Below are 12,758 nucleotides of genomic sequence, written 5' to 3' on the forward strand. Positions count from 1 at the left end.
GAAAGTCGCCAAACTACTCGCCGGCTGTGACTCGTGCCAAGTGCTGCATGGCACGCCGCGTGCGGATCAGGGCCTGGCTGCGGCCTCGGCCTGGCGCGCCGCAGCCAAGGCGGCCAGCTTGCGGCGGATCGCCGGAATCACCGCCAGCGTCGCCTTCTCGCCGGCCAGGATCGCCTGGTTCTTCTGCTCGAAATCGGTGGCGCCGATGCCGCGCAGATCGGGTCGGATCACCACGTCGGCACGGGCGCTTTCCTGCGCCGCCAGTTGCCGTCCCATGATGTCGATCGACTGGCCGACAATACTCATCATGCCTTGCGGATTGGTGCCGTCCGGCGCGGCGGAGATGTCCACCGCGATCACGAAGTCGGCGCCGAGCTGGCGTGCCGCGTCGACCGGAATCGGGCTGACCACGCCGCCATCGACGTAATGCTTGCCGTGGATCTCGACCGGTTCGAACACGCCGGGAATGCTGGAGGACGCACGCACCGCGCGGCCGGTGTTGCCGCGCACGAACACGGTGCGCTTGCCGGTTTCAAGCTCGGTGGAAACGGCCGCGAACGGCATCTTCAACTGCTCGATCGGCTGTTTGTGCACCAGCTGGTTGACGTAGTCCTGCAGCGCCTGGCCCTGGACCAGACCGCCGGAAAACAGCCGCACGTCGCGGATCTTCGCCTCGTCCAGGCCGAACGCGGTCTGCTGCAGCGCGAACGCATCCATGCCGCTGGCGTAGAGCGCGCCGACCACGCTGCCGGCGCTGGTGCCGGCCACCACGTCCGGGTGGATGCCGCTGGCCTCCAGCATCTTGATCACGCCGATATGCGCGAAGCCCTTGGCCGCACCACCGCCCAGCGCGAGGCCGATCTTCAGCGGCACCGGTGGCGCCGCGACGATCGGCGGCGCCACCGGCTTGCTGGCGTGGAAGCAGCCGCTCAACAGCAGCGTGGCAAACAGGGGCAGCAGACGGCGGATGGGCATGGGAAGTCGCATCGATGTAGAGGTGGCGCGCAGGAGCCCGCTGATGCGTGACGTCAGCCTTGCGCGGCGTCGGCTTCGGCGTGATAGCGACCGGCCAGTTCGACCTCTTCCTTCGAGCCGAGGAACACCGGCACGCGCTGATGCAGTCCGGTCGGCTGCACGTCCATGATCCGCTGGCGTCCGGTGGTGGCCGCGCCGCCGGCCTGTTCGATGATGAAGGCCATCGGGTTGGCCTCGTACATCAGCCGCAGCTTGCCGCCCTGTTTCTCGATCTTCGCGTCCAGCGGGTAATAGAACACGCCGCCGCGGGTCACGATGCGATGCACGTCGGCGACCATCGAGGCGACCCAGCGCATGTTGAAATCCTTGCCGCGCGGACCGGTCTTGCCGGCCAGCAGTTCGCCGATGTAACGCTGCATCGGGGCCTGCCAGTGGCGCTGGTTCGACATGTTGATGGCGAATTCGGTGGCCTGCTCGGGAATGCGGATGCTGCGCCGGCTGAGCACGAAGCTGCCTACTTCGCGATCCAGCGTGAATTCGTGAGTGCCGTGGCCGAAGGTCAGCACCAGCACGGTGGCCGGGCCGTAGACCACGTAACCGGCGGCCAGCTGGGTGGTGCCCGGCTGCATGAAGTGACTGGCATCGGGTTCGGTCACGCCGTCGGGGCAGCGCAGTACCGAGAAGATGGTGCCGACCGAGATGTTGACGTCGATGTTGGACGAGCCGTCCAGCGGATCGAACAGCAGCAGGTGCTGTCCCTTCGGGTAGCCGTCGGGAATCTGCTGCGGGTGCTCCATCTCTTCCGACGCACAGGCGGCCAGATGACCACCCCAGGCATTCGCTTCGAGCAGGATCTCGTTGGAGATCACGTCGAGCTTCTTCTGCGCCTCGCCCTGGATGTTGCCGGTGCCGGCCTCGCCCAGCACGCCGCCGAGCGCGCCCTTGCCGGTCGCCACCGCGATGCGCTTGCAGGCGCGCGCGACCACTTCGATCAGCAGTGAGAGTTCGGCGTTGATGTGGCCGGCGCGGCGTTCCTCGATCAGGAACTGGATCAGCGAGATGGGCTTCATGTCGAATCCGTGGCAGAAGGAACGCGTATTGTCCCGGCTCCGCCTGAACAGTGCCAGCCCGGCGCATCCGTCAGCGCCCGGTAGTCATCGTTGTGCCTCGCTGCTGACAGCACGTTGGCAGCAGCAGGTGCGCAGACTGTCCCTTCATGGTGGAGGGACGAGACATGCGCGATACGGTGTATTTCCTGGTGTTCGATGGTTTTGCCGACTGGCAGGCCGCGCTGGCCCTGTGCGAGGTGCGTCGCCCCGGCGACTGGCAGGTGCAGACGGTGGGCTTCTGCCGCACACCGGTCACCTCGATGGGCGGGCTGTGCGTGCAGCCGGAGTTGTCGCTGGATCAGCTCGACCCTGCGCAAGCGGCCATGCTGATCGTGCCCGGCGGCCACCTGTGGCAACGTGGCGAGGGCGAGCCGGCGGTGGCTGCGATGCGCCAGCTGCATGCCGCGGGTGCAGTGGTCGCCGGCATCGACAGCGGCGTGCTGGCGCTGGCCCGCGCCGGTCTGCTTGACCGCCGCCGCCACACCGGCAACTGGCCCGGCCAGCTCGCGCTGCAGGTGCCCGCGTATGCGGGCGCCGATCAGTACGACGCTGACGTGCTGGCGGTCAGCGACGGCGGCGTGATCAGCGCCAGCCACCTGGGCAGCGTGGAGTTCGCCCGCGAGGTGATCCATACGCTCGACCTGTACAGCCCCAGCGACCGCGAGCACTGGTATCGCCTGTTCAAGCACGCGCAGCTGCCGCCCTGGTGCGTCGGCGAAGCCGTGCCCGCCTGAGGGAATCGACATGAACAAGCTCCAGCAACGCGTTCTGGCGGCGTATCGCCCGCTGTATCTGCACGGGCGGATGATGGATGGTTGGGTGCATCGGCCGAAAACCGCACCGGCGCAGGCAAGTGACACGGCTGGCGTGCGCCAGCGTACCCTGCTGGCCGCACTGAGCCATATCGTCTTCCACCACCGGAGCAAGTGATGAACCAGGCCCACGTCAGCTTCTTCCACGCGCCGCAGAGTCGTTCTGCCGGTACCCGCGCCCTGCTCGAAGAGCTGGGTGCCGACTACGAGTTGCACCTGCTCAACCTCAAGGAAGGCCAGCAACGCCAGCCCGACTACCTGGCCATCAACCCGATGGGCAAGGTGCCGGCGATCCGCCACGGCGAGGCGCTGATCACCGAGCAGCCGGCGATCTACATCTACCTTGCCGACCTGTACCCGGAAGCCGGCCTGGCCCCGCCGATCGGCGACCCATTGCGCGGGCCGTACCTGCGCTGGATGGTGTTCTACGGCTCCTGCTTCGAGCCGGCGCTGATCGACAAGTCGATGCAGCGCGTGCCGGCCGCGCCATCGACCAGCGGCTACGGCGATTACGACACCATGCTGAAAACCCTGGTCGACCAGCTCGAACGCGGCCCGTACCTGCTCGGTGACCGCTTCAGCGCGGCCGACGTGTTGTGGGGCACCGCCTTGAACTGGACCACGATGTTCAAGCTGGTGCCGGAGCTGCCGGTGATCCGCGCCTATATCGACCGCGTGCTGGCGCGGCCGGCGATCCAGCGTGCCGCGGCGCTGGATGCCGAGCTGGTGGCCGCGCAGGGCGCGTGATGCGATGAGCCGTGACGTTCGGCGCTGTTCGAGCTCGACACTCTCGGCGATGATGCGCGAATGCGTCGAGCGGACCGGCTTTTCCTCATCATCCATGCCCTGCGCGGTCGGCGTACCGCGCTGCAGGCGCGCTCGCTGGCGCAGACCCTGGGCGTGTCGTTGCGCACGGTCTATCGCGACGTCGCCGACCTGCAATTGTCCGGCGTGCCGATCGAAGGCGAGGCTGGCGTGGGCTATGTGCTGCGCAAGGGCTCGGACATCCCGCCGCTGATGTTCAACGCCAGCGAACTGGAAGCCCTGGTGGTCGGCACGCGCTTCGTGCGCGCCTTTGCCGGTACCCGGCTGGCTGAAAGCGCGCAGACCGCGCTGATGAAGATCGAGGCGGTGCTGCCGCCAGAACTGCGCGAACGCGCCAGCCGCACGCGCATCTTCGCGCCGGTGTGGCGTGACCAGTATCGCGATGATTTTGCCGCCCTGCTCGATCAGTTGCACGCGGCGATTGTCGGCAACCAGGTGCTTCGGATGGACTATCGCGACGAAGGCGGCAACGCCAGCACGCGTGAGATCGAACCACTGTGCCTGTCGTTCTGGGGCGGCAAATGGACCTTGGGTGCGTGGTGCCGGATGCGCGGTGATTTCCGCAATTTCCGCCCCGACCGGATCGCCTCCTCGGCACTGAGCGGCGAGCTTTTCGTCGAGTCCGAGCAATGCAATCTGGCCGCCTATTTGCGCGCGGTGGGCGTCGGCGAGCTCGATCTCGGCTGAGTACGACATTGCCATGCCGCGGCATCGCGGCCACGATATGCATCGAAATCACTTACCGTGATGAATGATGTGGCTGTCCCGCTGCAAGGAATCCGTGTGAACAATCCCCTGACCATGGCCTGTCTGGCCGCCCTGACGCTTGCCGGCGTTCTTTCGCCACTGCCATTGCACGCGCACTCCGCGTCACCGGCCGCGGTCGGTGCGGTCCACGCGGAATCCGCCAATGCAAGGTTCCGTGCGATCTACCTCGGCGAGTGGGCGTGGCGTACGGGGCAGGCGGGGGTCAGTGCCTCGGGCGAGTCGCTGCCGAACAACGGGCGGCTCGATCAGGTCGATGCCGACAGTCAGCGGCGGCGGCTCGCGTACTGGCAAGACGTGCTGGGCAAGCTCAATGGCATCGATGTCGCGCAGCTCTCCCCGGCAAATCAGACCAACTACGCGATCTATCACGCGCAGCTCGAGAACTTCGTCGCCGACCAGCAGTTCATGAACTGGCAGATGCCATTCAACAGCGACTCCGCGTTCTGGTCCGACATCGGCTACGAGCTGGGCGGCGACCAGCTGCGCACCAAGCGCGATTACGAACGCTACCTGGATCGGCTGGACCAGATTCCGCCCTACTTCGACCAGCAGATCGCCAACATGCGGGCCGGACTGCAGCGGGGTTTCAGCGTGCCGCGCGCGGTGCTGGACGGGCGCGACGTGTCGATCGCCGCCGTGGCCGAGCTGAAGGATCCGACGACCAGCAGTTTCTATGCGCCATTCAAGAAGCTGCCGGCCTCGATCCCCACCGATCAGGCGCAGGCCTTGCAGGGCCAGGCCTTGCGGCGCATTCGCGACGAGGTGATTCCGGCCTACGCCAAGCTGTTGGTGTTCTTTCGCAACGAGTATGTGCCGCAGGCCCGCACGACCCTGGCGGCCGAGGCGCTGCCCGACGGCAAGGCGTTCTACCGTCAGCAGATCCGCGAGTACACCACGCTTGATCTCAGCCCCGACCAGATCCACCAGATCGGTCTGGACCAGGTGGCGAAGATCCACGCGCAGATGCTGAAAGTCATCCAAGACACTGACTTCAAGGGCAGCTTCGCCGAGTTCCTGCAGTATCTGCGCACGGATCCGAAGTTCTACGCGAAAACCCCCGAGGAGCTGCTGATGCGCAGCGCCTGGGTCGCCAAGGAAGTGGATGGCCAGATGGCGCGTTACTTCGGCCACCTGCCGCGGCAGCGCTTCACCATCCAGCCGGTGCCGGCCGACATCGCGCCCTATTACACCTCCGGCCGCGGCGGCCCCGACGTCTACCTGGTCAATACGTATGACCTGAAGTCGCGGCCGCTGTACAACATGCCGGCGCTGACCCTGCACGAGTCCTACCCGGGCCACGCGCTGCAGCTGGAGCTGGCCAACGAGCAGAACGACCTGCCCGCGTTCCGGCGCAACAGCTATATCTCCGCGTACGGTGAGGGCTGGGGTCTGTATTCGGAATACCTCGGCAACGAGATGGGCATCTACCAGACGCCTTACCAGCGCTTCGGCTACCTCACCTACCAGATGTGGCGGGCGTGCCGTCTGGTGGTCGACACCGGCATCCACCATCTCGGCTGGACCCGGCAACAGGCGATTGACTACCTCACCGTCAACACGGCGCTGTCCGATCGCGAGATCGCCAACGAAGTGGATCGGTACATCAGCTGGCCCGGCCAGGCGCTGTCCTATGAACTGGGCTATCTGAAAATCCGCGAGCTGCGCGCCAAGGCCGAGAAGGCGCTGGGCGCGAAGTTCGACCTCCGCCACTTTCATGACACCGTGCTGTCGACCGGCTCGGTACCGCTGCCGGTGCTGGAACGCCGGATCGACCGCTTCATTGCCGAGGGTGGACCGGAACCGGATTTCGGGTGTGATTGCGCCAAGCCGAACGCCGGCACCGGTTCCTGAGCAGCGCAAGCGCAAGCGTGGTTCTGTGAACCATACTGTAAAAATGAAGTAACATAGGCAAACACTTCATGGAGAGAGTTTCGCCATGGCCGCCCGTACGAACCGCATCGCCGAAGCCTCGCCGGACGCCGCCGAGTCGGTCGAGACACTGACCGCACCGGCCCTGCGTGCCTTTTTCCGCCTCGCCGAACAATGGCAATTGCGTGTCGCCGATCAACGCAAGCTGCTCGGCGATCCCCCGGAATCGACGTTCTACAAGTGGAAGCGCCAGCAGGACGGGGCACTGGCACGCGATACCCTCGAGCGGATCAGCTATCTGCTTGGCATCTGGAAGTCGCTGCAGATCCTGTTTCCCGATCCGGCACAGGCCGATGCGTGGCTGCACAAGCCGAATACCGCCGCGCTGTTCGGCGGTCACTCGGCGCTGGAGCGCATGCTGTCCGGGAACGTGTCCGACCTGTACGTGGTGCGCCAATACCTGGATGCGCAACGCGGTTGAAGCGAGCCGTCGCGTCGAACGAGACCGGCGGCTGCGATGGTTCTCTTCCTTCGGCTCCACCCTGAGTCCGCCCGCCCGGAACCCGCGAACCTCCAGTCATGTCGACCGACCTGCCGCCACTGAAACGCGTTCGCTGGAGCCATGCCTACCGCATCGTGCCCAGTCGCTTTCCGCCAGTCGGCGTGTATGACCGCATCGCCGACCCGGCCGATCTCGACGCCGTCTTCGCGATCGAGGCGCTGACCAACCCGCGCCTGCGCGAAGAAGCCGGCTTGCTGAAGCAGGTGCCGACAGAGCACCGCATCAGCGGACCTGGTTCGACCCCTGTGATGGCGGCATTCACTCATCTCAACCCGGAAGGCAGCCGTTTTTCCGATGGCGCCTGGGGCGTGTTCTACGCCGCGCACAGCGTGGCCACCGCGGTCGAGGAAACCGTGTACCACCGCGAACGCTTCCTTGCTGCCACCGCCGAGCCGGCCTGCGACATCCAGATGCGCTGCTACCGCACCAGCGTGGACAGCAAGCTGCACGATATTCGTGGTGGCTGGGCTGCCGCGCACGATCCGGACGACTATGTGGCCGGCGTGGCTTTGGCGCGCGAGCTGCGCGCGGCGGGTTCGAACGGCATCGTCTACGACAGCGCGCGCCACCGCGGCGGGGAATGCCTGGCCGCGTTCCTGCCCGACGTGGTGGCGCCGTGCGTGCAGGCGCAACACCTGGTGTATCGCTGGGACGGCCACCACATTGCGCAGGTGCTCGAGGTGTCGGAACTGGTACGTCCGCGTTAGTCTGCAGAAGAAGCCGGATGAAGGATGAATAGCGTGCGCAACCTGCTGCTGATCCTGCTGCTGTGGCCGCTGCTGGCGACAGCGCGCAACAACCACGGGAACGACCATGCGCAGTGGCAGGCCGACATCGCTGCGTTCCAGGCCGAAGACGACGCGCACCCGCCGGCGCCGGGTGCCGTGCTGTTCATTGGCAGCTCATCGATCCGGTTCTGGAAGACGCTGGCGACGGACTTCCCCGGCGTGCGCACGCTCAATCGCGGTTTCGGCGGCTCGGAGATCGACGACGCCACCTTCTTCGCGGACCGCATCGTGGCGCCGTACCACGCGCGCGCCATCGTGATGTACGCGGGTGACAACGACCTGGAGGACGGCGTCAGCCCGAGCCACGTGCGCGACAACTTCGCCGCTTTCGTGCACAAGGCCCGCTCGTTCGACCCCGGTGTGCCGGTCGCCTTCATCGCGATCAAGCCCAGCATGGCGCGCAAGGTGCTGCTGCCGCAGATCCGCGAGGCGAATGCGCTCGTGCGCGAGTATGCCGCCACCCAGAAAGGCGTTGCCTATCTGGACGTCTTTACACCCATGCTGGGTCAGGACGGCCAGCCGCAGCCGCAATGGTTCATCGCTGATGGCCTGCACATGAATCGCAAGGGTTACGTTCTGTGGATCGGCGTGGTGAAGCCCTGGCTGGAAACCACGCTGCGCTGACCAGCAACTCAGGTATCCGCGTTGGTCGACCACCCCTCGCGATTGCCGCGGGTGAACACGCGATCGTCGTCGAGCACGTCGCCGGCCGCGTGGGCGGGTGATTCGTGCAGCTTCGCGTAGATCGGGGTGAAGTCCGGACGGGTCGCCTCGAACAGCTGCTCGAAGTTCTCGATCACGAAATAGGTCTGCTGGTAGGTGTCGATGCGGTAGCGCGTGCTCATCACGCGTTCCAGGTCGAAACCGATCCGGTTCGGCGAGGGTGAGTCGAGGCTGTAGATCGACTCGCCCTTGGAGCTGACGATGCCGGCACCGTAGATGCGCAGGCCTTCCCCCGTGTTGATCAGGCCGAACTCGACCGTGTACCAGTACAACCGGGTCAGGTTCATCAGCGCTTCGGGGCCGATCGCGAACGCTTTCATGCCGCCGCGGCCGTAGGCCTGCATGTAGTCGGCAAACACCGGGTTCAGCAGCAGCGGCACGTGGCCGAACATGTCGTGGAACAAGTCCGGCTCGCTGAGGTAGTCGAGCTGGTCGGGCTTGCGGATCCACCAACTGACCGGAAAGCGGCGGTTGGCCAGATGGTCGAAGAACACCTCGTCCGGCAACAGGCCCTCCACCGCGACCAGCTCCCAGCCAGTGGCGGCGCCGAGCACCTTGTTCAGTTCGGCGAACTTGGGAATGCCGCCATCGCCGAGGCCGAAGCGCTCTACGCCGTCGAGGAATTCCTGGCAGGCGCGGCCTTGCAGCAATTCGCGCTGGCGCTGGAACAAGGTGTCCCACACTTCGTGGTCGGTCTGGCTGTAACTGGCCCATGGCTGCTCGACCACGCCGGTGGCATATACCGGCACGTAGCCGCGATCGGTCTGCTGGTGTTCGACTTTGCGGGGCGTGGTGCTTTCCATGATGCGACTCCGGGTGCAGGCAGAATCACAGCTTACGGCGAATTGACCGCACGAAGGTTGTGTTGTTGCCTGAAAGCAGGGCTTCTGTGCACTATCATTGCGTATCATGGAACAAACAAGAGTATTCATTGCACATGTCGACACTTGATCGCACTGATCTGCGGATGCTGGCCGTGCTCCAATGCGAGGGCCGGATCACCAATGCGGAACTCGCCGAGCGCGTCAGCCTCTCGCCGTCGGCCTGCCTGCGCCGTTTGCAGCGGCTGGAAGGCGACAAGGTGATCACCGGTTACGCCGCCCAGGTGGACCCGCAGGCAGTCGGCCTGGGTTTGCAGGCGTTCGTACGGGTGCAGTTGACCAAGCACGAAAGCAGTGCGATCGAGGGTTTTGTCGAACGGGTGAATGCGTGGGAGGAGGTGGTCGCGTGCCACGCGCTGACTGGCGACATGGACTATCTGTTGCACGTCCACGTGGCCGACTTGCAGGACTTCTCCCGCTTCCTGCTCGATCATCTGTTGAACGCCAGCGGGGTCGGGGATGTCAATTCAAGCTTCGTCCTGCGTACGGTGAAACGCTCGCCGTCGCTGCCGCTGGCACAACTTGAACGATGAGAGCCTGCGGCATCGCAAAACTAACGCTAAACTAACCCGCTGATGAGCATCGACACCACCTCCGAGCCCGAACGCGACCTGCTGCGCCCGCTGCGCTACCTGTGGCGCGTGCCGCTGGTGCTGGTGCACATCGTGCTCGGCATCCTGCTCTGCGGGCTGCTGTTGAGCTGGACCCAGCAGGTGGTGATGAAGGACGGACGCGAGCCGTTTGCCCACCGGATGATCCGCCTCTGGTCGGTGACCCTGCTGCGCATCTTCGGCATGCGCGCACGGCGCTTCGGCGAGCCGCAGCGCGACCCGGTGCTGTTCGTCGCCAACCACACCTCGTGGATCGACATCACCATGCTGCACAGCCAGCGCGCCGCGTGCTTCGTGGCCAAGGCGGAGATCGCCGGCTGGCCACTGATCGGCTGGCTGGCCGCCAGCGGCGGCACCATCTTCCACCGGCGTGGCAACAACCATTCGCTGTCCACGGTGATGCAGGCCATGGTCGAACGCCTGCGGGCAGGCCGGTCGGTGGCGGTGTTTCCGGAAGGTGGCACCGGCTATCACGGCGTGCTGAAAGTGTTTCATGCACGCATTTTTCAGGCGGCGCTGGATGCCGACGTCACCGTGCAACCGGTGGCGCTGCGCTTTGCGCGGGACGGCCGACGGCTGGTCGATGCGGGCTTCCGCCAGGACGAAAGTTTCTTCGGCAATATCGTGCGCCTGCTTGGCGAAGCGCCAATGGATGCGGAGATCCATTTTCTTGCGCCGGTGCCTTCCACTCCGGATGCACGGCGGCGCATGGCGGAGTTGTCGCGCGAGCGCATCGCCGCTGCACTGGAAGACCGGGCGGGATGAGCCTGCTGTACGGAAAGGATTTCCATCCGCCCTGGCCGCTGCGCAGCGGTCACATCCAGACCATGCTGTCCTCCAGTGGCGTGCGTCGGGTGCTGTTGCCCAAGGCAGCCAAGACCGTGTTGCAGGGCGCCGAACCCGTCGTGGTTGATGGTGGCGACGGCGTGCGGCTGTCAGGCGCCTATACCGCGCAGACCCGACGATCGAAGGCGCGCGGCCTGGCCGTGTTGTTCCACGGTTGGGAAGGCAGCGTCGACTCGACCTATGTGTTGCAGACCGGCAGCCGTCTGCTGCTCGATGGCTGGGACATCTTCCGGCTCAACTTCCGCGACCACGGCGACAGCCACGGATTGAACGAGGCATTGTTCCATTCCTGCCGCCTCGACGAGGTGGTGCATGCGCTGGGTGATATCGCCCGGCGCTGGCCCGCGCGACCGATGGCGTTGGCCGGCTTTTCGCTGGGCGGCAACTTCGCGCTGCGCGCGGCAATGCAGACCTCGCGGCTGGGCATACCGCTCAGCTACGTGCTGGCGGTTTGCCCGATCATCGACCCCGGCGCGGGCCTGTTCGCGCTGGAGGAGTCGGCACCCTGGTTTTACCAGGCGTATTTCATGCGCAAGTGGCGCCATTCCCTGATGGCCAAGCAACAGGCGTTTCCCGAGCACCAGTTTTTCGAGATGTCCGAGCTGAAACAGCACCTGCGCGGGCTGACCGAGTCGCTGGTGCTGCGGCATACGGATTTCAAGTCACTGCAACAATATCTGGACGGCTATTCGGTGGCCGGCGACGCGATGCAGGCGATGCAGATTCCCGCCACCATCCTCACCTCCCGCGATGACCCGGTGATTCCGGTCCGAAGCTTCGAGCAACTGGAATTGCCTGCCAACGTCGAGCTGGATATTGCCGAACATGGCGGGCATTGCGGTTTCATCCGCGACTGGGGCATGACCAGTTTCACCGATGACTACATTGCCGATCGCTTCAACGCGATTGCCGCGGCGGACACGCAACCCGACCCGTCGCCGAGGCCAGCTCAGGCGTTTGCGTCGACCGGGCGCTGACGCATCCAGCTGGCGATGCTCATGCGGTCGCGCGTGGCCGGCAACACTTCATGCTCGAAGCGACCGGACAGGAACAGCAGCAAGGTGCCCGCATTGGGCTGGATGTCGCGATGCGTGCCGTCTTCCAGATACAGGCGCAGCGCACCACCATCCGTATCCAGCCAGTTCCGGTTGAGATAGAACACGCATGAAACCACTCGCGTGTCGCTGCCGCGCAGCCGGTCCAGATGCCGCGCATAGCGTGCGCCCGGACGGTACACCGCATAGTGCGATTCGCACTCCACCAGGCTCAGCATCAATTCTCGGCCCAAGGCCACGCGCAACTCGTCCATGCGGTCGGTGAACGCCTGTTGCGGATCGCTTGCGGCCGTACTGGCAAACCAGTGGGTGGCATCGCCGCGCAGCTCCGAAGCCATGCGACTGTTGCCGGTACGCGCGGGCAGCAATTGCCACGCGTCATGCATCGCCGCGCATTCGCTGGCCAGCGCCAACACCAGCGCCTCATCCAGCAAACCGGACAGGGTGCACCAACCGTCGGCAGCCAACGCATTGGCCGTGGCGCAGAAATCGGAACAGGAAGGCATCGGGCGACCCGGTGCGCACAACAGCGGAAAAGCCGTTCCGGTGCATGCCTTGAGGGCCGGCGCTGGGGACTGCTGCCATCACCGGCAGCGGCGCAGCATACGACGAATCCGCTAGCGCGTGCGCAAGGGTTCGAGCAGCTTGCCCAGGCCGTTGTGGTCCACTTCCAGCATCAGCGCCAGCAACTGGCCAAGCCGGCCGGATGGGAAGCCCTTGCGCGCAAACCAGGCCAGGTACGCGCCGGGAAGATCCGCGATCAAATGGCCCTGATATTTGCCGTACGGCATGCGTACCGTCACCAGTGCCTGCAGGTCCGTGGCCTGCATGTCAGCGCGTCCGCCGCAGCGCGGCAATTCTCGTCCGCTGCGCCATGGCAGTTGAGTGTGCAGGCGGCGAACTGGATTTGGCCATCGCGGGAGCAACCAGGCAT

16 protein-coding genes are annotated in these 12,758 nt (G+C 65.4%); 11 read left to right on the forward strand and 5 right to left on the reverse strand.

The window, feature by feature from the left end; genetic code table 11:
* Positions 1–66: 66 nt before the first annotated feature.
* Together ACVWWQ_RS12420 and ACVWWQ_RS12425 are read right to left on the reverse strand one after the other, a co-directional pair.
* Positions 67–975 (reverse strand): patatin-like phospholipase family protein, encoded by a 909-nt coding sequence (locus ACVWWQ_RS12420; protein WP_133949047.1) that lies wholly within the window; start codon positions 973–975, stop codon positions 67–69.
* A 53-nt stretch (positions 976–1,028) separates the two neighbouring features.
* Positions 1,029–2,045 carry a class 1 fructose-bisphosphatase gene (locus tag ACVWWQ_RS12425; protein WP_133949045.1) on the reverse strand — a complete coding sequence of 339 codons (1,017 nt, stop codon included), beginning with the start codon at positions 2,043–2,045 and terminating at the stop codon, positions 1,029–1,031.
* A 164-nt stretch (positions 2,046–2,209) separates the two neighbouring features.
* Between ACVWWQ_RS12425 and ACVWWQ_RS12430 the strand changes: the two genes are divergently transcribed.
* The 8 genes from ACVWWQ_RS12430 (at position 2,210) to ACVWWQ_RS12465 (ending at position 8,332) form a co-directional block, all read left to right on the forward strand.
* Positions 2,210–2,818 (forward strand): DJ-1/PfpI family protein, encoded by a 609-nt coding sequence (locus ACVWWQ_RS12430; protein WP_133949043.1) that lies wholly within the window; start codon positions 2,210–2,212, stop codon positions 2,816–2,818.
* A gap of 10 nt (positions 2,819–2,828) precedes the next feature.
* Positions 2,829–3,014, forward strand: a complete 186-nt coding sequence (locus ACVWWQ_RS12435; protein ID WP_099653248.1) for a hypothetical protein — start codon at positions 2,829–2,831, stop codon at positions 3,012–3,014.
* Complete coding sequence (locus ACVWWQ_RS12440) at positions 3,014–3,643, forward strand: glutathione S-transferase family protein (RefSeq protein ID WP_133949041.1); 630 nt, start codon at positions 3,014–3,016, stop codon at positions 3,641–3,643. The genes ACVWWQ_RS12435 and ACVWWQ_RS12440 overlap by 1 nt, the downstream gene beginning before the upstream one ends.
* Positions 3,644–3,703: 60 nt before the next feature.
* Positions 3,704–4,408 (forward strand): helix-turn-helix transcriptional regulator, encoded by a 705-nt coding sequence (locus tag ACVWWQ_RS12445; protein WP_099653246.1) that lies wholly within the window; start codon positions 3,704–3,706, stop codon positions 4,406–4,408.
* A 96-nt stretch (positions 4,409–4,504) separates the two neighbouring features.
* A complete protein-coding gene (locus ACVWWQ_RS12450; protein WP_457383419.1) occupies positions 4,505–6,340 on the forward strand; it encodes a DUF885 domain-containing protein in 1,836 nt (611 codons plus the stop codon).
* 85 nt (positions 6,341–6,425) lie between these two features.
* Positions 6,426–6,839, forward strand: coding sequence for an MbcA/ParS/Xre antitoxin family protein (locus ACVWWQ_RS12455; protein WP_099653244.1), 414 nt, complete (start codon positions 6,426–6,428; stop codon positions 6,837–6,839).
* A 98-nt stretch (positions 6,840–6,937) separates the two neighbouring features.
* Positions 6,938–7,627, forward strand: a complete 690-nt coding sequence (locus ACVWWQ_RS12460) for an RES family NAD+ phosphorylase (protein WP_099653243.1) — start codon at positions 6,938–6,940, stop codon at positions 7,625–7,627.
* Positions 7,628–7,651: 24 nt separating this feature from the next.
* Positions 7,652–8,332 carry an SGNH/GDSL hydrolase family protein gene (locus ACVWWQ_RS12465; RefSeq protein ID WP_133949037.1) on the forward strand — a complete coding sequence of 227 codons (681 nt, stop codon included), beginning with the start codon at positions 7,652–7,654 and terminating at the stop codon, positions 8,330–8,332.
* An 8-nt stretch (positions 8,333–8,340) separates the two neighbouring features.
* On the opposite strand, the gene phhA is transcribed toward ACVWWQ_RS12465, so the two are convergent.
* Positions 8,341–9,234, reverse strand: coding sequence for a phenylalanine 4-monooxygenase (phhA, locus tag ACVWWQ_RS12470; protein WP_133949035.1), 894 nt, complete (start codon positions 9,232–9,234; stop codon positions 8,341–8,343).
* Between the two features lie 134 nt (positions 9,235–9,368).
* On the opposite strand from phhA, the gene ACVWWQ_RS12475 reads away from it, so the two are divergent.
* From ACVWWQ_RS12475 to ACVWWQ_RS12485, 3 genes are read left to right on the forward strand one after another with little or no spacing between them, the layout of a single operon-like run.
* Entirely contained in the window at positions 9,369–9,845 is a 477-nt protein-coding gene (locus ACVWWQ_RS12475; protein ID WP_099653240.1) for an Lrp/AsnC family transcriptional regulator, read from the forward strand.
* Positions 9,846–9,887: 42 nt separating this feature from the next.
* Positions 9,888–10,688: a lysophospholipid acyltransferase family protein gene (locus ACVWWQ_RS12480; RefSeq protein ID WP_133949033.1), complete on the forward strand. Its 801-nt coding sequence runs from the start codon at positions 9,888–9,890 to the stop codon at positions 10,686–10,688.
* Positions 10,685–11,746 carry an alpha/beta fold hydrolase gene (locus tag ACVWWQ_RS12485; protein WP_099653238.1) on the forward strand — a complete coding sequence of 354 codons (1,062 nt, stop codon included), beginning with the start codon at positions 10,685–10,687 and terminating at the stop codon, positions 11,744–11,746. The genes ACVWWQ_RS12480 and ACVWWQ_RS12485 overlap by 4 nt, the downstream gene beginning before the upstream one ends.
* Here ACVWWQ_RS12485 and ACVWWQ_RS12490 read toward each other — a convergent pair.
* Both ACVWWQ_RS12490 and ACVWWQ_RS12495 read right to left on the reverse strand, forming a co-directional pair.
* Positions 11,719–12,330 (reverse strand): 2OG-Fe(II) oxygenase, encoded by a 612-nt coding sequence (locus ACVWWQ_RS12490; protein ID WP_133949031.1) that lies wholly within the window; start codon positions 12,328–12,330, stop codon positions 11,719–11,721. The two genes, ACVWWQ_RS12485 and ACVWWQ_RS12490, sit on opposite strands and share 28 nt — an antisense overlap.
* A 111-nt stretch (positions 12,331–12,441) precedes the next feature.
* Positions 12,442–12,654, reverse strand: a complete 213-nt coding sequence (locus tag ACVWWQ_RS12495) for a DUF3820 family protein (RefSeq protein WP_133949028.1) — start codon at positions 12,652–12,654, stop codon at positions 12,442–12,444.
* Between the last annotated feature and the right edge of the window lie 104 nt (positions 12,655–12,758).

The sequence above is a fragment of the Rhodanobacter sp. TND4EL1 genome (assembly GCF_054061035.1).